The sequence below is a fragment of the Maridesulfovibrio sp. genome, from assembly GCF_963678865.1.
Lineage (GTDB): Bacteria > Desulfobacterota > Desulfovibrionia > Desulfovibrionales > Desulfovibrionaceae > Maridesulfovibrio.
This window is the reverse complement of the sequence record NZ_OY787459.1, coordinates 1,595,546-1,614,603: the sequence shown is the minus strand read 5'-3', so window position 1 is coordinate 1,614,603 and position 19,058 is coordinate 1,595,546. Positions and strand designations below refer to the sequence as shown.

At 48.1% G+C, this 19,058-nt stretch carries 19 protein-coding genes; 11 read left to right on the top strand and 8 right to left on the bottom strand.

What is annotated here, in order from left to right; all coding sequences use genetic code 11:
* Nucleotides 1-54: 54 nt before the first annotated feature.
* The 8 genes from ACKU41_RS07540 to ACKU41_RS07505 all read left to right on the top strand — a co-directional run bounded on the left by ACKU41_RS07540 (nucleotide 55) and on the right by ACKU41_RS07505 (nucleotide 7,535).
* On the top strand, nucleotides 55-2,061 hold the full coding sequence (locus tag ACKU41_RS07540; RefSeq protein ID WP_321404874.1) for a methyl-accepting chemotaxis protein: 2,007 nt from the start codon (nucleotides 55-57) through the stop codon (nucleotides 2,059-2,061).
* 147 nt (nucleotides 2,062-2,208) lie between these two features.
* Complete coding sequence (locus tag ACKU41_RS07535) at nucleotides 2,209-2,874, top strand: DUF3431 domain-containing protein (protein WP_319780731.1); 666 nt, start codon at nucleotides 2,209-2,211, stop codon at nucleotides 2,872-2,874.
* A gap of 213 nt (nucleotides 2,875-3,087) precedes the next feature.
* Complete coding sequence (locus ACKU41_RS07530; RefSeq protein WP_321405250.1) at nucleotides 3,088-3,354, top strand: ArsC/Spx/MgsR family protein; 267 nt, start codon at nucleotides 3,088-3,090, stop codon at nucleotides 3,352-3,354.
* A gap of 159 nt (nucleotides 3,355-3,513) precedes the next feature.
* Nucleotides 3,514-3,987 (top strand): methylglyoxal synthase, encoded by a 474-nt coding sequence (locus ACKU41_RS07525; protein ID WP_319780730.1) that lies wholly within the window; start codon nucleotides 3,514-3,516, stop codon nucleotides 3,985-3,987.
* 68 nt (nucleotides 3,988-4,055) lie between these two features.
* Nucleotides 4,056-4,331 carry a hypothetical protein gene (locus tag ACKU41_RS07520; RefSeq protein WP_319780729.1) on the top strand — a complete coding sequence of 92 codons (276 nt, stop codon included), beginning with the start codon at nucleotides 4,056-4,058 and terminating at the stop codon, nucleotides 4,329-4,331.
* A gap of 174 nt (nucleotides 4,332-4,505) precedes the next feature.
* Nucleotides 4,506-5,231: a thioredoxin-dependent peroxiredoxin gene (prxU, locus tag ACKU41_RS07515; RefSeq protein WP_319780728.1), complete on the top strand. Its 726-nt coding sequence runs from the start codon at nucleotides 4,506-4,508 to the stop codon at nucleotides 5,229-5,231.
* Nucleotides 5,232-5,420: 189 nt separating this feature from the next.
* A complete protein-coding gene (locus ACKU41_RS07510; protein ID WP_321404873.1) occupies nucleotides 5,421-6,611 on the top strand; it encodes a putative sulfate/molybdate transporter in 1,191 nt (396 codons plus the stop codon).
* 75 nt (nucleotides 6,612-6,686) lie between these two features.
* Nucleotides 6,687-7,535: a uridine kinase gene (locus ACKU41_RS07505; protein WP_321404872.1), complete on the top strand. Its 849-nt coding sequence runs from the start codon at nucleotides 6,687-6,689 to the stop codon at nucleotides 7,533-7,535.
* 49 nt (nucleotides 7,536-7,584) lie between these two features.
* Here ACKU41_RS07505 and ACKU41_RS07500 read toward each other — a convergent pair whose 3' ends face one another.
* Nucleotides 7,585-7,791, bottom strand: a complete 207-nt coding sequence (locus ACKU41_RS07500; RefSeq protein WP_319780725.1) for a hypothetical protein — start codon at nucleotides 7,789-7,791, stop codon at nucleotides 7,585-7,587.
* A gap of 96 nt (nucleotides 7,792-7,887) precedes the next feature.
* Between ACKU41_RS07500 and ACKU41_RS07495 the strand changes: the two genes are divergently transcribed.
* A complete protein-coding gene (locus ACKU41_RS07495; protein WP_319780724.1) occupies nucleotides 7,888-8,235 on the top strand; it encodes a helix-turn-helix transcriptional regulator in 348 nt (115 codons plus the stop codon).
* Here ACKU41_RS07495 and ACKU41_RS07490 read toward each other — a convergent pair.
* From ACKU41_RS07490 to ACKU41_RS07470, 5 genes are all read right to left on the bottom strand, one after another.
* Entirely contained in the window at nucleotides 8,207-8,980 is a 774-nt protein-coding gene (locus ACKU41_RS07490; RefSeq protein ID WP_321404871.1) for a hypothetical protein, read from the bottom strand. The genes ACKU41_RS07495 and ACKU41_RS07490 overlap by 29 nt on opposite strands.
* A 55-nt stretch (nucleotides 8,981-9,035) precedes the next feature.
* Nucleotides 9,036-9,689 (bottom strand): transporter substrate-binding domain-containing protein, encoded by a 654-nt coding sequence (locus tag ACKU41_RS07485; protein ID WP_321404869.1) that lies wholly within the window; start codon nucleotides 9,687-9,689, stop codon nucleotides 9,036-9,038.
* Nucleotides 9,690-9,871: 182 nt separating this feature from the next.
* The gene (locus ACKU41_RS07480) at nucleotides 9,872-11,224 is read right to left on the bottom strand and encodes a TolC family protein (RefSeq protein ID WP_321404868.1); all 1,353 of its coding nucleotides are present in this window, start codon (nucleotides 11,222-11,224) and stop codon (nucleotides 9,872-9,874) included.
* Nucleotides 11,225-11,238: 14 nt separating this feature from the next.
* The gene (locus ACKU41_RS07475) at nucleotides 11,239-12,192 is read right to left on the bottom strand and encodes an efflux RND transporter periplasmic adaptor subunit (protein ID WP_319780719.1); all 954 of its coding nucleotides are present in this window, start codon (nucleotides 12,190-12,192) and stop codon (nucleotides 11,239-11,241) included.
* A 2-nt stretch (nucleotides 12,193-12,194) separates the two neighbouring features.
* The gene (locus tag ACKU41_RS07470) at nucleotides 12,195-12,512 is read right to left on the bottom strand and encodes a DUF3302 domain-containing protein (protein WP_321404866.1); all 318 of its coding nucleotides are present in this window, start codon (nucleotides 12,510-12,512) and stop codon (nucleotides 12,195-12,197) included.
* 212 nt (nucleotides 12,513-12,724) lie between these two features.
* Between ACKU41_RS07470 and ACKU41_RS07465 the strand changes: the two genes are divergently transcribed.
* On the top strand, nucleotides 12,725-13,381 hold the full coding sequence (locus tag ACKU41_RS07465; protein ID WP_319780717.1) for a nitrite reductase: 657 nt from the start codon (nucleotides 12,725-12,727) through the stop codon (nucleotides 13,379-13,381).
* Between the two features lie 192 nt (nucleotides 13,382-13,573).
* Entirely contained in the window at nucleotides 13,574-14,797 is a 1,224-nt protein-coding gene (locus ACKU41_RS07460) for an NAD(P)-dependent oxidoreductase (RefSeq protein ID WP_321404864.1), read from the top strand.
* Between the two features lie 48 nt (nucleotides 14,798-14,845).
* Here the strand turns inward: ACKU41_RS07460 and ACKU41_RS07455 are convergent, their stop codons facing one another.
* Together ACKU41_RS07455 and ACKU41_RS07450 are read right to left on the bottom strand one after the other, a co-directional pair.
* A complete protein-coding gene (locus ACKU41_RS07455; protein ID WP_321404863.1) occupies nucleotides 14,846-16,351 on the bottom strand; it encodes a DUF1566 domain-containing protein in 1,506 nt (501 codons plus the stop codon).
* A gap of 178 nt (nucleotides 16,352-16,529) precedes the next feature.
* Nucleotides 16,530-18,962 carry a methyl-accepting chemotaxis protein gene (locus ACKU41_RS07450; RefSeq protein ID WP_319780714.1) on the bottom strand — a complete coding sequence of 811 codons (2,433 nt, stop codon included), beginning with the start codon at nucleotides 18,960-18,962 and terminating at the stop codon, nucleotides 16,530-16,532.
* Nucleotides 18,963-19,058: the final 96 nt, after the last annotated feature.

Below are 19,058 nucleotides of genomic sequence, written 5' to 3'. Positions count from 1 at the left end.
TCACATCCAGCTGTGATCGCGGCTGGAGAGAAAAAAGCATTTTGGGGGAATGAGATGAAATTATCTGCTAAATTGATACTGGGATTTGGGTCCGTTCTGGGTTTGCTGCTTGTTCTGGCTGGGATTTCTTTCTGGGCTCTTGATAATTCAAGTGATGGTTTTAGCCAGTACCGCGGACTTGCAAGGGACACCAATTTGAGTGGAAGGTTGCAGGCCAATATGCTCATGGTGCGGATGAATGTTAAGGATTTCATCAATACCGGAAGCGTTCTCGATGTTAAGCAGTATGATGAGTACTATGCCAAAATGCGTGATTTTTTGGATGAAGCATCCAGAGAAATCAAAAAGCCGGAACGTGCAAGTCTGATTGCGGAGGTAGAGAAAGAGGTTAAGGAGTACGGTGAGCACTTCGTTACTATTAAAAAATTTCAAGATGAACGCGATCACTATGTAAATGACGAACTCAATGTGGATGGACCGCGAATGGAACAGACACTGACCCGAATTCTTGAAACTGCTGAACGGGATAACGAGGTTGTAACTACTGTACGGAGCGGATTTGCAATGCGCAGATTGCTGCTGGCGCGTCTCTATGTAGTTAAATTTCTAGATGACAACGCACAGACTTCAGTTGACCGTGTTCATAGCGAAATGAAGGAGCTTGATAAAATTTTCGATGAGCTGAACCGCAGCACGCAAAATCCCGAAAGGCGCCGTTTGCTGGCTGAAGTTATTGATTTGAAAGGAAAATATATGGCTGCTTTCGATAGCCTGACAAAGGTTATCTTTACACGTAACGGTATTGTTACAAACCATCTTGATAAGATAGGTCCTCAGATCGCTAAAAATGTTGAAGATGTAAAGCTCTCGATTATGGCTGAGCAGGAGATATTGGGTCCGAAACTTCAGTCGGCAAACGACCAAGCTATTATGATGGCAGTCATAATCAGTCTGATTGCTTTCTGTGTAGGTGTTGTAACAGCCGGTTTCATTATAACTACTGTTAATAAACAGCTTGGCAGTGATCCATCTGAAATTGCACATGTGGCCCAGAGTATTGCCGGGGGAGATCTTGAACTGAGATTTTCCGAACCGGCTATCGGTGTTTACGGCAACATGCGGGATATGGCTGCGCAACTGATTCAGGTTGTTTCAGATGTTCGAGCGGGGGCCGGTAACGTTGCTTCCGGAAGTACAGAACTTTCAGCTTCTGCTGAGGGACTTTCGCAGGGAGCTACTGAACAAGCAGCATCCATTGAAGAGGTTTCTGCATCTATTGAAGAAATGGCCAGTAATATCAAGCAGAATACTCTTAATGCCCAGACCACTGAGGATATAGCACTTAAGTCGGCTTCCGATGCACAGGAGAGCGGGGCCGCCGTTTCCGAAGCTGTGTCGGCCATGAAAAATATTGCTGAAAAGATATCTATTATTGAAGAAATTGCCCGTCAGACCAACCTGCTGGCCCTTAATGCCGCAATTGAGGCGGCACGTGCCGGGGAACACGGCAAGGGATTTGCCGTTGTTGCCGCAGAGGTCCGTAAATTGGCCGAGCGAAGCGGTAATGCTGCCGGTGAAATAAGCGAGCTTTCTTCTTCCACGGTGACGGTTGCCGAGAAGGCCGGGGATATGCTTGAAAACCTTGTTCCCAATATTCAGAAAACCGCAGAACTGGTGCAGGAAATTTCCTCGGCAAGTGCTGAGCAGAATTCCGGTGCGGAACAGATCAGTAAAGCTATTGCCCAGCTTGACTCTGTGATCCAGCAAAATGCTTCCGCTTCGGAAGAGATGGCCTCCACCAGTGAGGAACTTTCTTCCCAAAGCGCTTTGCTGGAGAGTACCATGTCCTTCTTCAAGGTAAGCGGTTATGGCAGTTCCTCATTTTTCCGGCCAAAAGCCCTGCCGGTCAGCACCCCTAGGCCGTCCGCCCAGGTAGCTGCATCTCATGCCGCTCCGGCTGCAGCCCCGCAGCAGGCTCCGGCTCCTAAGTCCGAATCTTCCGACTTCGGTGGGTTGTCACTGGATATGGGAGCTGATGACAGTGATTTTGAAAAGTTTTAATAACAGGCTATCCTGAGCACAGAAAGGTCTTCAAAAATTTGGAGACCTTTTTTGTTGTGCTCATATATCTAAAAATATTATGTTCCTATTCGGTAAACTTTAGTTCTGAAATGTTCAGCTGTTTTGATTGTATTTTAAGGAATATTTATGGTTAGACCTGACGTTGAAATTGTTGTGGCAAGATACAAGGAGGATGTTTCCTGGCTTGATGAAACGGACTTTCCGGCGGTTATATACGACAAGGGCGGTGATTTGGTTGAGATGGGTGATAAGCGTTCCATATTATTGCCCAATATAGGCAGGGAAGCGCATACTTATTTTTATCATATTCTTAAAAAATATCCGAATTTCCCAGAGTATACGATCTTTTTACAGGGTGATCCGTTTTTTCATATGGACAAACTTACTGTGGAAGAGTTTTTTGACTTGGCAGATGAGAAAATGGCTAAAAAAGTTAAATTTTTTGGATTTGCCTGGTTCAAACTGCGCTGTGACAGACTTGGCAGGCCGCATGAAATGAATGACCCGGCTAAAAAAGGTAAATGGAAAGGTTGGGGTAAGGATATACCTGTCGGGGATGTTTTTGAGAAATTATTTAAACGCACATCACCGGAACAATTTATAGCCAATGCCCCAACAGGCAATTTTATTGTTGCAAAAGAAAGGATTTTGGCACGCCCCAGATCTTTTTATGAAAATGCATTTCAGCTTGTGTTGGATGATCCTCAGGATGAAAACAACACAGGGCATGCCTTTGAACGTCTTTGGCAGATTATCTTTAACGGTTCTACACGTATCAACCCTATTGAATAGCCAGTGTTTTTTTGAACCGAAGATGAATTTAATGGCACCTCTGTCTATAATTGTCGCTGTTTTCTATTTGTGATATCTATATAGAAGGCAGTCGATATTGTCTGAAAACGATTAGACGGAGATGAAGTAAACATGATTTTAGTACATTACCCTAGCTGAACAACTTCCCGCAAAGCCAAGGCTTGGCTTGAAGAGAAGGGTGTTGAATTTACCATTCGCCATATTGTCAAGGAAACCCCGAGCAAAGATGAGTTTCTTGCATGGCAGAGAATTGCCGGAGTGGACAAAAAGAAGTTTGTTAACACCAACGGCAAGAAATATAAGGAAATGGGACTTAAAGATACCATTGATACCATGTCTGATGCTGATCTTTTTGAGCTTATTTCCGGTGACGGAATGCTTGTCAAACGGCCCATCCTTGTCGGCGATGACTTTGTGCTTATAGGATTTAAGCTTAAGGAATGGGAAGAGCGGTTTTAAGTTAAAGCGAGAACCTTGATATTGGGCTGCCGTATTACGGCAGCCTTTTTTCTGACACATATCTTTGCACACACTCAATACTTACGTCAGTGACATTCTCCCATTGTCATGCCATAGTGCTTGTAGATAAATACCTTAAAATTTAAGAGGATGTACATCGTGAGCAAAATAAAAAATATAGCCGTTGTGGCACATGACAATTGCAAGAAAGAATTGCTTGATTTTGTGGATTGCAACCATAGTATACTTTCCCGACATAATCTTGTGGCTACCGGAACTACCGGCGGATTGGTTGAAAAGATGATCAAGGAAAGATCTGCACTGCAGAATGAAGAAAGTTATGATTTCAAGCCGGTGAACAAGATGAAATCCGGGCCTCTGGGCGGGGACCAGCAGATGGGAGCCATGATTTCCGAAGGCAGGATTGATGTACTGATCTTTTTTTGGGACCCAATGCAGCCCCAGCCTCACGATGTTGATGTTAAGGCTTTGCTTCGTCTGGCTGTGCTGTACAATATCCCAACTGCCAGCAACCGTTCTACTGCTGAGTTCCTGATTTCTTCGCCCTTTTTCGAAGGTGAATTTCAGCGTAAGGAAACAGATTTCAGCGATTACACCCAGCGTAAGTTGTAGGATGTTGAACACTGTCCTCATTTGATTTATGACCACCTGAATTTAACGAGATCAAGTGAGAGGTGTTTATGAGCAAGACTGTTGTGAAGAAGGTTACCTTCAAAAAATACGACATCCGTTATTATGTGGTCGGCAATGTGGCTTACGTCTGTCCTGAAGATCTGGTGCCGATTATGGCCCTAGATTCCAAGAAAATCGACATCAGCGGTGAAAAGGCTTTGGATAAGGTTGAAGCCGGACGCAAGATTTTTCCTTATTTCGAATTTTTTGATTGGTTTTCGGAACAGTTCGACCAGTATGAATATTCTGATGATGTGATTTTACCTGATCCCATGCCTTGGTAGAAAAATGAAAAGCTAAAAGGCCCCCGGTAAACGGAGGGCCTTTTTTTTTGCTCAATGCTTGATTCGGTTATGTTGTGTCTTTGTTTTATGAGCTATTAGGTTTTTCAATAAAGAGGCTTTTTATCGATATGAATACGTGATATGAAGTAGGTTAACGAAATGGAGGAATTAAATATGAGTGATTCACAACCGGTCGGTTGTTCAAAGCCCATCGATAATAAAGTTGATGAGCTTCAGCCCGAAAACAAAAATGAAACCTCCGAAACATCTAAGGGAGCAGGAATCATGATTAAAGCTGGACAGAAAGCCCCTGACTTTACTGCCATGGCATATCAGGATGGCGGGTTCAAAGAAGTAACCCTATCGGATTATCTTGGGCAATGGGTCGTGCTTTGCTTTTATCCCGGAGATTTCACATTCGTCTGAGCTACCGAGATTTCGGCGGTCGCTGAAAAACATGCTGAGTTTGAAGCTCTTGGTGTTCAGGTTCTTTCTATGAGCACAGATAGTGTTTTTGTGCACAAAATGTGGGAGTATGATGAACTTTCCAAAATGATTACCGCAGGCAAGGTGCCGTTTCCCATGCTCTCTGACGGAGGCGGTAAAGTCGGTGAAATGTACGGAGTGTATGACGAAAATGGCGGTGTGGATATCCGTGGTCGTTTCCTCATCGATCCAGACGGCGTAATTGTCGGTTACGAAGTTCTTACACCTCCTGTGGGGCGTAATGTGTCTGAAACCCTGCGTCAGATTCAGGCTTACCAGCATGTTAGGAAAACCGGTGCAGCGGAAGTATGCCCCTCCGGCTGGAGACCCGGTAAGACCGTATTGAACCCCGGCCCTGATTTGGTCGGTAAGGTCTGGGAGGCTTGGAAAGTCTCCATGGCATTTGAAGATTAGTATCTTTCAGATACAGATTGAGAACTGCCTCCCGGCCGGTGCCAAGCCTGCCGGGAGTTTTTATGTCAATTTTATCGGAAATCGTTAATAAAGTAATTATGTCCGTGCAGTCAGCTTTTAAAATTGTTGAGAATTTATTACATATTGAAGTATTAGTTAAATTGTGGGTTACATGAAATAGGAGTTGTTGTGCGCATAAGCTTTAACAGGATGGAGTGGGCCGGAGCTGTCGGCGATCTGGGAGCCCTGCTGCCTTTGGCCTTTGCTATGATTATGGTCAACGGGCTTTCAGCAACCGGACTGTTTTTAGCCGTCGGTTTGTTCTACCTCATCGGAGGCATGTATTACCGGGTTCCTATTGCAGTGCAGCCCATGAAAGTTGTTTCTGCCTATGCCATTGCCCAGTCGCTCAGTCCTGCGGTTATCACCGGAGCCGGGTATATAATTGCCGTGTTTATGTTTTTTCTCGGCGCAAGCGGACTGGTCAAAAAGGCTGCCCGGTTGATTCCCCTGCCTGTCATCCGTGGAGTGCAGGTGTCCACAGGATTGCTTCTAATTATTAAAGGTATCGCTCTTGTCGCAGGTAACAGCGGCTTGCAGGAGAAGCTGGGCAGGGTTGAGCCTTTTCTGAATTATCAATCACTGGGTCCGCTTCCGCTCAGTGTCGTTTTGGGAGTTCTTTTTGGAATAGTAACCTTGAAGCTGATCAACAGTAAGCGCGTACCTGCAGGACTGGTCGTTGTGGGCTGCGGTGCGGTGATAGGAGGGTTACTTGGAGCATGGAATGGCTTGACTGAGATTAGCTTAGGCTTTTACCTGCCGCAATTTTTGCCTTTCGGTTTCCCCTCGGCGGATGACTTCTCTTTTGCCCTTCTTGCTCTTGTGCTTCCGCAGATTCCCATGACGCTGGGCAATGCGGTAATTGCAAACCGCGATTTGAGCTATGAATATTTCGGTAAGGAAGGCCGCAGGGTTACCGACCGGGCCTTGTGCATGAGCATGGGGCTTGCCAATGGTTTTGCCGCACTGGTTGGCGGGATGCCTCTTTGCCATGGGGCAGGGGGACTGGCTGCCCACTACCGTTTCGGAGCCAGAACCTGTGGTTCCAACCTGATTATCGGTGCGCTTTTCGTGGGCTTGGCAATTGGCTTCGGAGCGGGAGCAGTCAAGGTTTTGCAGCTTATCCCCATGGGAGTTCTCGGTGTGCTGCTGGTTTTTGCCGGGTTGCAGTTAGTGCTGGCAATTCGTGATATGACAGCAAGACCGGCACAGGTTGTGATCGTTCTGATGCTCATTATTACTCTTGTTTCTAATCTTGCGTGGGCCTTCGGGGCCGGAATTTTGTTGAGTATGGTTTTGGCAAAATTTAAGGTGTCATAATAGCTGAATATGGTTTATGATTATGAAGCTCCGTCATATTTTGGGGCTGTTAATACGGATAAAAACGGAGGGTCTATGGGTAAGTTGATTAAAGAAGATGGAGAAAAGGGCCGTTTGCATATAGAAACCAAGCTGCTTGGTGAATCGCTTGTAGGCAAGGATTGCCTGCGCAATACCGAGGCGGATGAATATTTTCACATGCAGCCGGACGTCAACGTGCTTAAGATCGGCGGCCAGTCAATCATGGACCGTGGGTCCAAGGCTTTGCTGCCTGTCCTCGATGAGCTGGTCAAGGCCAAGGAAGATCACAAAATCCTGCTTATGACCGGCGGCGGAACCCGTGCCCGGCATGTATACAATATCGGTGTTGATCTCGGTATGCCTACCGGGGTGCTCTCCAAACTGGGAGATAAGGTTTCGTGGCAGAATGCGGAAATCCTTTCAGTGCTGCTGGCCAAGCACGGCGGAGTAAAGATCGGCCACGGTGAGCATTTAGAACAGCTGAATATGTATTGCCAGTTGGGATATCTGCCCATCACCACCGGTATCCCGCCCTATGGATTCTTCGAGCATCCGGCGGAAGTCGGTTCCATTCCTCCGCACCGCACTGACTCCGGGGCATTCCTGCTGGCGGAGAATATCGGTGCCAAGTCTGTGATTTATTTGAAAGATGAAAAGGGACTTTATGAAGATGATCCCAAGAAGGCTAAAGATCGTGAAGCTCTCAAGTTTTACGATCGCATTCATGTGGATGAATTGATTGAGATGGACCTTGATGATCTGATCGTGGAACGGGCTGTCTTGACCTTCCTCAAGAACGCCAAGACCCTTAAGCAATTCCAGATTATCGATGTGCTGCGGGAGCCTGAATCCATACATGCCGCATTGCGCGGAGAACATGTCGGAACTATTGTTTATAAGTAATCGAAATGAAAGAAGGGAACAGTTTTATTTGCTGTTCCCCTTTTTTTATTTATCCTCTCTTGCCTTCACTGCCCTTTCCGTCACGGGTCAGGTAGACAATTTCAGCTCCGGTGTGCTCGGCGATTTCCTTGAGTTCACACTTACGGATACGCTTGACCTTTATGGTCAGGCCTTCGCCCTGTACACCAACTACGCGGTAACGGGGTCTCTTGTCGCCGTCGGTTGCCTTTACTCTTTCTCTTACGAAAATTTTCATAAAGCCCTCCTTTACGTTTGTTGTGTCTTTATGGATATTGGTCTATACTAAACATATATCCTCTAAGAACATATAGTCAAGAAGAATAGGTTAAAAATGTCGAAAAAAGCAGGCGGGGCCAAGCCCCAAAGGTATGTGCAACCATCATTGCTGATGGCTTTAAGGTCAGGATCTTCGTATGGTTATGAGTTAATCCAAACCATTAGCGGGTACGGTTTTTTGCGTGATGAACCCGCTCCCGGAATGATCTATCGTCATCTTAGGCAGATGGATGAGGAAGGTCTGGTAGAATCGAAGTGGGATGCGGAGGGTGATGGACCGGCAAAGCGGGTTTATTCCATCACCCCGGAAGGTCTGGAGATTCTTGAGGCGTGGATAATCCACATGGAACGTCAGCGTGATGCGCTGAGCAGCTTTATTGACCGCTACAGGGCAGGACAGTAGCTCGGTTCTTGGAATCGGACGGTATGTTGTGTCCTTTTTTGCGTTTGCCGTGGGCGGGTTCCCATACACCGTAATCTACGCGCTGCACCTGTAAAACCGGGCGTCCTCCCCAGAGCGAGGGCCTGATCCATTCTGCATTGAGTATTTCATCGCCAGGCAGGGGGACAAGCGGGTCGCGGTCCGTAGATATGACGTCAATCCCGGCTGAAAACAGGTCTTGCACATGCAGTTGTGAGCCCAGTTCACGCAGTCGTCCGTATTCAATGAAACGCCCGCACCAGCCGTACTTGGTCAGTCCTACAGCTGCGGTGGCTCCGATGATTCCGTCGTTGGTGCCGCCCAGCCCGTAGAGTTCTATGGTGCGTGCTGCGTGCATGGCTTCTTTCTGGGTCTTTTTGCGTCCGGTGACGTTTTTGGAGAACTCGATAATTTCGCTGTTCACTTCATCTTCACGGGCAATACACAGGCCGGGGTCGCTTCCTGGAGCACAATATTTTTCAAGGTGTTCAGTTGCATAGTTCCGCAAGTAGTCAATGCTGCTGTCCGGAGAAATGTCAATGATTGCACAGGCCGAACTGTTGTTGGACGTGTATGGGATGTTTTCCAGACGGGGAAGCTGGTGCCGGATTACGCCGACCACGTGGCAATCAATATTCAGTCCGTAAACGAACTCTCGGACCAGCCGTCCGGTGCCCATGGTCGCGTCTTTATCATCTGTATCGTCAAATCCCATGTAAATTCGCATTTCGATTCTCCTTTATGAAAAAACACCTATTCCACCCATGTATGGGCAAGTCAATTTAGAAGCTCGTCTGGATATTGTCCATGAAATTATCAATTGTCTTCTGTACCTGCCCGGATTCAACTATCTTTTTTAGCGCGGCATTAAGTTCAGGTATCCGTTCTGCCAATGGCGATTTGGGGGATACTGCAAAGTAGACCGGAATGGGCTGTGCATATGAGTATTCGGCTTTTTCAATACGATCCTGATAGCCATGTTTGAATAGAAGATAGTCCCCTACGGTTTCCGTGAGAATAAAGGTCTTGATACGCCCAGCCAGCAGCTTTTTGAAGTTGGTTATGGCGTTTGAGGCTATATCTTTTTGGAGGTGTTTATCATTATCGAATCGCGGGAAAAATTTGGTTCCTAATGTAACCCCTATGTTCAAGTTGCGCAGGTCTTCATATGATTTAATTTTTCCGGCATTTCCCTTCAGCACATAAAAGGCTTTGGTGCTTTTGGTTTTGTATGGAGGCTCAAGGAAGATCATAACTTTTTCCCTTTCAGGATGTTTCAGAAGGCCGTTCATGATATCCGCAGTTCCCTGCTCAATCATTAACATGCATCTTTTCCAAGGACGGTTGATGTACTTGGCCTTGAGTCCTAATTGGCTGAGCAGAAGGTTTGCTATATCAATATTGATCCCGCTGATACGGTCTTGCGTATCAACCATTTTCCATGGTGGAAAATGGTTGACCGGAAAGATAATTTCCTGTGCAGGGCTTGTTGTTGAGCTATAGATCAAAAGAAATAGGGTAAAGAAAACAGAAAGAAATTGTTTCATTGCAAGTAATGTTCAGGTTTAGGATAATACGGCAGGATCATGCCGGAGCATGACCCTGTATGATCTTCTGTTTATTCAAAGCTCCCGCCAAGGGCAAGATGTAAGTTTACCCTGTTGTCCAGTCGTTCCCGGCGGACATCCAGCAGAGACATTTCAGAGCCGATCCATTTGGTCTGGTGGCTTAGCAGTTCGAAAAGATCTATTTTCCCGACCTTGTACTGGATCTGGGCCAGCTCAAATGTTTTTTTGTTTTCTGCAGCCGCCTGAGACATATACTTTTCACGTTCCTTGAGAAGCTTTTCTCCTGCCAGACCGTTTTCAACTTCCTTGAAAGCGTTCAAAGCTGTAGAAGCGTAGTTGGCGATGGCTTCTTTTTGCACTGCCGTAGCCTGTTCAACTTCAGCTTCTATTTCTCCTCCTGTGTAGAGCGGGGCGAAAAGGCCTGCAGTCAGCCCGGCAATGGCATCCCCCAGAGCATTGATCCCGGCCCCGGAGCCGAAAGTAAAGCGGGGCAGATGCAGCAGTTCTGCTCCTTTTTCCGCATAAAATGCCGCTGCAACACGGTCTTCAGCGGCAATCAGGTCCGGTCTTCTTTCGAGGATGGATGAAGGTTGCCCCACTGGAATTGCCGGAAGAGCGGCTATCAGTTTATCCTGCCCTGTAAGTTTGTTTGACGGGTAACGTCCGATAAGGGTCTCAAGGCTGCGTGCGGCCTCCTGTTTTGCAAGTTCTGCCTGAGTTACGGCGTCCCTTGCCGAAGCCAGTTGGGCGCGGATCTGATTGACTTCCAGCATGGAAATTTTGCCGATCTTCTGCTTGCGTTCTTCAATGGAGTTCATTTTTTCTAGAATATCGACAATAGATTTCAGGAAATCCTGTTGAACTTCAATTTCGTTAAGCAGGAACCAGTTACGCGCAGTGGCAGCAGCAAGCGATTGGCGGGCGAATTCGTAATCTGCCTGCACAGCCTTGGCAGATTCCTCTGCAGAACGTTCTCCCTGTCCCAGCCTGCCCCAGACATCGGCTTCCCATGATATTCCGAGTCCGGCTCCCTGCGGTCTGGCAGTTCCCCCGGCAGTAGTGCCGGCAAGCTGTCCGCCTAATCCAACCGTTGGCAGCAGGGCTGCTCCGGCTTGTTTTGCAAGCGCGTTGGCCTGATCAACCTTGGCAGCGGAAGCTTGAAGGTCAGGGTTGTTTTTCATGGCTTCTGAAACCAGTGCGTCAAGCCGGGCATCGTTGAAATCATGAATCCAACCGTCTTTGATAGTGCCGCTGTCCACAGCTGTTCCGGCCCATTTTTCAGGGGTAGCGGTTTTTGTTCCGTTAGTTCCGGCGGTTGCTTCTGTATGGGAATAGTTTCGTTTGCAGCCGCAAAGTATCAGCAATGCCGCGACAGACAGCAGTAGAATTTTATTAGTTCGCATGGCCTATCTCCGGGCTAGATTGCTTCAAAACAAATGATGTTCCGCCAGCTGACCATACGCAGCAGGACCTGTCTGATCAGGGCCAGCGGTTCCATGCTTTCACTGTAGACACTGACCGCCGCCGCGCTGCCCAGAGGCAGGTTGTACTGGGACATGTCATCGGTGATATGAATGAAAACAGGAACCCTGCCTTCAGGAATATGGGTGGAAACGCTCAGCAGATCGCCGGAAGGTTGTAACTGACCTTCAGCCAATGCTTCCTGAATCTTGGTCACTTTGCCTTTGAAAGCCCGGCCCGGAATGGCCGGAAAGATAACCTCGGCATTGAAATCTGGTTTGATGTTCTGGAGCGGATTCTGTTTAAAGGCGGCCACCAGCATGGGATCTTCGGAATGGACAAAGGTCATTACCGGGCGCAGGGGCAGGGGGACTGCCATCATGCCCGGACGAAGCCGGAGCATGGTCACCCAGCCGTCCGTAGGCGCAACCACCACGGTGCTGTTCAGGTTGAAGACAGCTTTGTCCAGTTCGCCCTGTAACTGGTTTACCTCTTCCTGATACTGCTCAACATCGTAGCGGCTGCCTGCGGAGTGCTTTACGAGTTCCTGCGATTCCTTAAGACGTTTATTGGAGAATCTTAACTGGGCTTTGATCTCATCGACTCGCGCCTGATAAGGGGTAGGGTCGATGGCGAAAAGTTTATCTCCTGCTTTTAAAGGCGTGTTCGGTTTGACATAAACCTCAATGGTTTTGCCACGGACCTGCGGGACAATGGGGGTGGTCTGGAAGTATATGCGCGCGTTCGGTGTATATGGGTGGTAGTAGGCCATGCACAGGAAGATACCGCCCACTACAAACAGTCCACCAACAACGGCAGTTGTCACCGTCCATTTGGTTACCGGGATTTTAAAGACTTTGAAGGCAACAAAAACGATAGCCGCGTATGTTAATTCTATAAGTATATCCACGGCTATGCCTCCTTTGCATCCGGTTCTGCTTCTTCTGCGACTGCAGCTTCAGTTTCATGTTCCACAAATGTTGTGTCGCTTTCCAGATCCGGCTTATGAACCATGGCCCATATCCATAAGAAGGGCCATATTGCGTGCAGGGTGAAGAGACTGACCCAGCCGGCGGCATGTATGGCATCCTGATGGGGATGGTTTCTTTTCTTGGCAATGTTGTATGGAATGTCGTGGATGTATATTATGCCGTAAACCAACACCAGAAATACAAAAATAAGCATCCCGGCACCGATATAATCAAGTATGCGGGAATCAGTCACAACCATTGCTTTCTCCTTATCGTTATGTGGGGGATGAGCATGTAAGTAATTAACTGCCTTACCTGAAAATCAGCACTAATATCCAGTTAACATATTAAAGGTGACCGGCCTATAAAAAACTGCTTTTTTTTGGGAGGTATTCTGGTTTTTTTCTTTATTTGCAGAAGTCTGCGCACTGATGTAAATGAACACCCATCAAACAGAGTAAGGAGTTTTTTATGGATAATATTGTTGCTGAATCTCTCTCAGCCATGCCTGTTGAGCGCAAGGACGGTACCTACGCCCTGCGTATCCCCTTGGTTCTGGGACAGTTTACTCCCGGAATGATGAAGACCGTCATGGACACTATGACCAAATTCAATTTGACCTCCCTGCGCGTGACCACCGCACAGCGCTTGAATCTGGAAGGTATTCCCAAGGATAAACTGGATGAGGTTATTGCCAGCCTCGGAGTCAAAGTAGATAAGGTCCCGCCGACCGTTGGTGTCTGTACCGGTGTGGGAGTCTGTAAATACGGAGTTCAGGACAGCCGTGGCATGGGTAAGAAACTGCTTGAAGTCGTCAAGCAGAACGGTCCTTATCCTTTCAAGATAAAAAGCGGTGTTTCCGGTTGTAAGATGGTTTGCGCATTCAGTAATGTGCGCGACATCGGCCTTGTTGGCACCCCCAAAGGCTGGGATGTTCTTTTTGGCGGCGGAGCAGCACGCAATGTCCGTGCAGGAGTTAAAATCGGTACCAAACTCGGTGACGATGAAGCTCTTGCACTGGTTGTGAAAGCCCTTGAATTCTACAAGGAAAACGGCCGCAAGCGAGAACGCGTCAGCGGTTTGATTGATAGACTCGGCGAAGAAGCCCTGCTCGAAGCTGTAAAATAAGTTTAGGCAGGTTCAGTTTTTAAAATGCGGACTTCCCAAGTGAGTCCGCATTTTTTACCTCCATGCCTGAATGTCATTATCCGCTGGACCTCCCTGTCAGCCCCTGCTATCAACGCATTTCCACGCACTGCTTTCAAATCCTCACAAAAAATAAAGCCCTGTAATCAAAGGGTCAAACCACATCTTATTCATATGGGAAAACACATAATTGAAGAGGCGACCCGTTGCCTGCAATGCAAGAAACCTCTTTGCAGCAAAGGTTGTCCGCTCGGTACACCTGTTAATAAAATGATTGAACTCCTGCTGGACGGAAAAATGCAGGAGGCCGGGGCCATGCTTTTTGAGAACAACCCACTTTCAGTGGTCTGTTCGCTTATCTGCCCTCATGAAAATTTTTGTGAAGGGCATTGTATTCTGGGCCGGAAGAGTTCCCCGGTGCAGTGCAGCGATATTGAAAATTATATTTCTCGCTATTATCTTGATCAGTTCCAACCCAAAAAGCTGGAAAAACGGAAGGCCCGTATCGCCGTGGTCGGCTCCGGTCCGGCGGGAATCACTGTAGCCATCATTCTTGCCCTTAAAGGTTATGAAGTGACCATCTTCGAATCAGAGGAAAAGATCGGCGGGGTTCTGCAATACGGCATCCCTGAATTCCGGCTGCCCAAGGATATTCTAGAAAAATTGCGTGAAGTTCTTATGCAGCTGGGGGTGAAAATTCGGCCGAACATGCTCATCGGTCCGGTTATCAGCCTCGACGACCTGCTGCGTGACGGCTACAAGGCGATTTTTATCGGTACCGGGGTCTGGAACCCGCGTCCCCTGCGCTTAAAAGGGGAAACCCTCGGAAATGTGCATTACGCCATTAACTATCTCAAAAACCCTGATGTTTATGAGCTGGGCCGGAAGGTCGCGGTCATCGGTGCCGGAAACGTGGCCATGGATGTGGCCCGCACCGCACTGCGCAAAGGGGCGCAGGAAGTTACCGTGCTTTACCGCCGTGGATTGGAAGACATGTCCGCCACCAGATATGATTATGATTACGCCAAGCTGGACGGGGTCCGTTTTAAATTCTTCCATTCCCCTCTGGAATTGACAGAGGAAGGCGTGGTTTGTGTTCGTACTGAAAAACAGACCGGGGATGACGGCAAGGTGAAACTGGTAACTGTGGACGGTTCGGAGAAGCTGGAGCAGGCTGATTCTGTTTTCATCGCTGTAAGTCAGGCCCCGCGCAATAATCTGACCGGGATCGAGATCGGTAAAACCGGGCTGGTCATCACGGATGAGGAAGGGCGGACTACACGCGATGGTATTTTCGCTTCCGGGGATGTAGTCACCGGAGCCAGAACTGTTGCCGAGGCCGTGCGTTGCTCCAAGAATTCCGCGCAGGCGATTATGGACTATGTAGAAAGTTTGTAGAGTTGAAACGGCCCGGAACGGTAAATTACCATTCCGGGCTTTTTGTTTTTACTGCATCGGCCTGCCACGCATTCCACCCTGACCATGCCCTTCGGGAACACAGAACAGTTTATCCCCACGGTTCATGCATAATCCCGAAAGTCGGCCATGCGGAGTTTGAAAGGAGCATCCGTCTCCTTGAGATTTAGCGTTGCAGGCTGTGAAGGCTTCTTGCGGTGGTCCTTGGTGTTTTCCTGAACCGCGCCCTTGTCCCATTCCCATGCCGTAATTCATGTCCTGATGTCTGCCCATTCTTTGCCTGCCGTTATTGCTGTTGCCCATGCCGAAAGTCTCATTATAGGCCGGGCCGCCTTTCCACGAAGGGATTCTGGTGTAGGGCGGATCATAAGTTTTCACACCGCCTCCGGCTACACAGCGTACATAATTATATATTCGGATATCATCGCCCTGTGGACCGTGTCCGTTGGGATATGCATCAGGAGTTCCCGATTTGGGATCGCTGCGCTGGGCTCCGGCCCCGTGCACGTCCATCCAGCTTTTATTGTTGCTGCCCATGGGGCCGAAGCAGCCCATAGCCCGTCCGAAAGCCACGTAGGAAGCATGGGAAGGTTTGGGGCCGTCCAGATGGGTGGTGGATGACCAGTAGTATGATTCCCGGTCTGTTACTTTAAATATGGGATCAATGGCTGCGGTCCCGCTGGTTTTGGGGCTGCGGGTGTAATCCACGATTGATTGCAGCTCTTTAACGTTTGGCAGTCTCCAATCATTGCGGCCTGCATAATCAAGCTTCTCACAATAGTTCAGAGCCTGTTCCCAATTCAGCTTTTCAATGCTGTCCTGTTGCTGCCAGATCAGACCGGTTGCCTTGTCTTCGACACTGCCGTTTTCGAGGTCAACGAAAGTGTTTTTCCCGTATTCAGGATTGCTGCGCACATAGCGTATATATCTGTTGCTTCTGCCCCGGTGGTTTTGTTTGGGGTAGCCTTTTATGCGTCCATCGGCAAAGTTTACCCCGAAGGCGGTAGGGGCGCCCCCCATGGTCGTGTCCACGTAAGTAGTTGCAGACCAGTCCTGACAATCGATGATGCGTTGCCCTTTGGAATTGTCGCCAAATTTAAATTCAAAATAGTCCGTATTGATAAACGGGACGGAATCCTTTTCTGTGCGCTGCACCCAGCCATTGAAATCAATAAGTGAGTATAGTTCTTTGATGCTCGGTGCGCGCCAGTCCGTGTATCCGCCGACACGGCAGTCCTTAGCGCCGTCCATGGCCTGCTGCCAGCTGACGGCAGGGCCGCGTTGTTTTATCCACATCAACCCGGTCACCAGATCGGAAATTGTTCCGTCTCCGTTATCCTTGTAATGTGGCTGGTTTCCTTCGTATTGGGCATCCTGCCCGTAAAAATTACTTCCGTTGTCCGGACAATGAATCTGCCGGGAGTTGTCGAAGCAGGCCCCTTGTCCGCTGTCTACAACAGGGTAATTCCCGGCCCATGCAGAAGTTGTGACGAGAGATAAGGCTGTTAATATAATCAGCAGGGAATGGATTTTCATGAATGCTCCTGTTTTTGTAATTCATTAAAACATGAAGTGGAGCTTTCAGCCAGAGAAAGGGTGTTTTTGTGGAAGGAACAGGTGGTATGGTTCTTTGGACCGATTCTTTTTTATATGGGGTGTACTAAAAAACTCCGGCAAACCATCAGGTCTGCCGGAGTTTATGTTTATTTGCTTTCTAGGACTGTAGTTCTCTGATCAACCCATTAAGTTCGCTGGACATTTTTGCCAGCTCCTGTACTGCTTTGGCAGACTGTTGAATTCCTTCAGTTGTTTCGCGGGTGATGTTGTTGATTTCGGTGATGGCGCTGTTGATCTGCTCCGATGCACTGGATTGTTCCTCGGAGGCGGTGGCTATGCCTTCGACCTGGCTTGCGCTGTAATCTACCGTGCTGACAATTGTCTTAAGGGATGCCCCGGATTTTGTCGCCAGTTCAGTGGTTTTTTCAACAGCTTCCACTGCATCCTCCATTTCGCGCAGGTTGGCGCTCATGGATTGCTGTATGCTTTCCACACTGTTGCCTACTTCATGAGTCGCGGTCATGGTTTTTTCAGCCAGCTTGCGGACTTCATCTGCAACAACGGCGAACCCTCGTCCGGCTTCCCCGGCACGGGCTGCTTCGATTGCTGCGTTCAGGGCCAGCAGGTTGGTCTGGTCGGCGATGTCGGAAATAACATCCATGACCGTGCTTATGGATTCAGTTTGTTTGCTGAGATTAACCATACTGGAGCGCAGGTCATTGGCAATGGTGCTTACTTCTGTGATTGACTGCACGGACTGGGATACAATCTGCGCGCCTTCTTCCGCCTGATTTTTTGCTTCCAGAGACTTACCTGATGCATTGGATGCGTTGCGGGCTACTTCCATGATGGTGCTGTTCATCTGTTCCATGGCAGTGGCGGTTTCGGTAATCCTTTCATGTTGAATCTCGGAACCGTTGCGGATTTGCTCCACCTGTGCGGCCAGTTCTTCACTGGCAGAGGATAGCTGCTCGGCAACGGCCTGAGTGCGCCCGGCCACATCCTGCATTGTGCGCTGGGCTGTGCGGATGGCGGTCTGGTCAAGAATGACCTCAAGCGCTCCGACAACATCACCGTCTTTTTCAATCGGTACGCTGAAATAATCAACTTCCAGCCTGCCAGCAGCGATGTCAGCTGTTGTGGAGCCGTTCTCAGGTTTGTGCGATATAAATGATTTGGCACAAGCGCAATTCTTAGTTCCGCAGTCTGAGGTGTTTATGATCTTTGAACACTTGTTTTTTTTCAGCTCACCAAGAGATTTGCTGAACAATTTGGTCCCGGTCCTGTTCATGTACAGGATATTCATCTGACGATCTATGGTCATAACCGGCATGGGAACGGCATCAATAAATGATTTCATTACGTTCATCGCCCGGTTGGTGCGGTCTATGAGTTCTGCATAGCTGCCTTTGAAACCGGTGTGGTCCGCCTGACTATCGATCCGTCCTTCCTCAATTCCGGTGATGGTTTTATCCACCTCAGCCATCACCTTTTTAAGGGCTTCACCAACCTGGGTCACGTCTTTGCAAATCATGCCCACTTCGTCTTTCTGGTTTACATCCATTTTATTATCCAGATTGCCGTTGGCCAGTTCCTGAACAAATAAACGTGCTTTGGTAAGGGGGACGGTAATGCTGCGGGAGATGAAAAAAGCGAGGATCATGCCGATAATGATGGCGATGGCTGAGATTACGGTCATGTTTTCCGTTGCCGCAGCAATGGATGTCTGCATTCTGGGGCCCAGTTCATCCTGAGATTTCATTATGGACAATTTGAGTTCTTCAATCTGCTGGGCCATTACCGGGCCGAGTTCGCCCAGTTTTTGTTCAACCGCAATCTGACCTTGTGTCTCTTTTATAAGTTCGTTTGTGTTCTTGATATACAGCTGCGTGTTTTCAGCCATTGTTCCGATCATGTTCAGGTCGGAAGGAGAGTAGAGGGTATTTTCAATGTCGGTAATGCTTTGCTGGAGATCTTTCAGCAGTGCGAGGGCTTTTTCCGCGTCCTCTTCTTTCTTTGTTCTATAGATGAAGTAAGCATTTGCCAGTCTTGCTTCAAACATTATGGCCCTGCTTTTTTCAATCCTAGCGAGCATGAACTGGTCGTCTCGTTCCCGTGCGTTGTCACGCAGTGTTTCCAGACATTGGCTGAGAATTTTACTGCCCTCCACCGCTTTATTCAGGATGGAGTGTTCATTTTTTTTATGAGTGAGCAACTGGTTGTATTTCTGCTCGTAGGCTGCAATTTCCTGTCCAAGCTTATTTACCAGACCGGATTGTTCAGCCTTGGTTATTTCCTTCTCTGCAGCTTGAACGAGTTGATGAAGCTTGTTCATTCTTCCAGTGTACTGCCTCAGAGCCTGGTCAGTTCCTGAGCTCATATAGGCAACGGCACCCATGCGGGTCAGCAGTAGATTGGCTTGTATGCGTCCGGCGAGATTGGTGTGTTTAGACAGTTCGTGGTATTCAGCGAATCCGTCTGAGCTGTCTTTAAGACTTAGGATTCCTTGTCCCGCTGTTGCTGCCAGCAGGAGCAGGATCAGTCCGAACCCTGCGGCAATTTTGGCTGTTACTTTCATGTTTTTCAGCATTTATCCCCCCATTATGCTTACTTTTTATTCTATAAATGCTTGTTTTTTAAAGTCTATGAACTCATAAGTAAAAGGTACTAAATGGCAGTGTTTGTT

What these genes read in the sequence shown, in the direction of transcription:
- ACKU41_RS07505 (WP_321404872.1), top strand. Translation starts at nt 6,687, where the DNA reads ATGGGTAAGTTGATTAAAGAAGATGGAGAAAAGGGCCGTTTGCATATA.
- ACKU41_RS07455 (WP_321404863.1), bottom strand. Translation starts at nt 16,351, where the DNA reads ATGAAAATCCATTCCCTGCTGATTATATTAACAGCCTTATCTCTCGTC.
- ACKU41_RS07470 (WP_321404866.1), bottom strand. Translation starts at nt 12,512, where the DNA reads ATGGTTGTGACTGATTCCCGCATACTTGATTATATCGGTGCCGGGATG.
- ACKU41_RS07495 (WP_319780724.1), top strand. Translation starts at nt 7,888, where the DNA reads ATGTCGAAAAAAGCAGGCGGGGCCAAGCCCCAAAGGTATGTGCAACCA.
- ACKU41_RS07450 (WP_319780714.1), bottom strand. Translation starts at nt 18,962, where the DNA reads ATGCTGAAAAACATGAAAGTAACAGCCAAAATTGCCGCAGGGTTCGGA.
- ACKU41_RS07460 (WP_321404864.1), top strand. Translation starts at nt 13,574, where the DNA reads ATGGGAAAACACATAATTGAAGAGGCGACCCGTTGCCTGCAATGCAAG.
- ACKU41_RS07490 (WP_321404871.1), bottom strand. Translation starts at nt 8,980, where the DNA reads ATGCGAATTTACATGGGATTTGACGATACAGATGATAAAGACGCGACC.
- ACKU41_RS07535 (WP_319780731.1), top strand. Translation starts at nt 2,209, where the DNA reads ATGGTTAGACCTGACGTTGAAATTGTTGTGGCAAGATACAAGGAGGAT.
- ACKU41_RS07480 (WP_321404868.1), bottom strand. Translation starts at nt 11,224, where the DNA reads ATGCGAACTAATAAAATTCTACTGCTGTCTGTCGCGGCATTGCTGATA.
- ACKU41_RS07465 (WP_319780717.1), top strand. Translation starts at nt 12,725, where the DNA reads ATGGATAATATTGTTGCTGAATCTCTCTCAGCCATGCCTGTTGAGCGC.
- ACKU41_RS07500 (WP_319780725.1), bottom strand. Translation starts at nt 7,791, where the DNA reads ATGAAAATTTTCGTAAGAGAAAGAGTAAAGGCAACCGACGGCGACAAG.
- ACKU41_RS07540 (WP_321404874.1), top strand. Translation starts at nt 55, where the DNA reads ATGAAATTATCTGCTAAATTGATACTGGGATTTGGGTCCGTTCTGGGT.
- ACKU41_RS07485 (WP_321404869.1), bottom strand. Translation starts at nt 9,689, where the DNA reads ATGGTTGATACGCAAGACCGTATCAGCGGGATCAATATTGATATAGCA.
- ACKU41_RS07520 (WP_319780729.1), top strand. Translation starts at nt 4,056, where the DNA reads ATGAGCAAGACTGTTGTGAAGAAGGTTACCTTCAAAAAATACGACATC.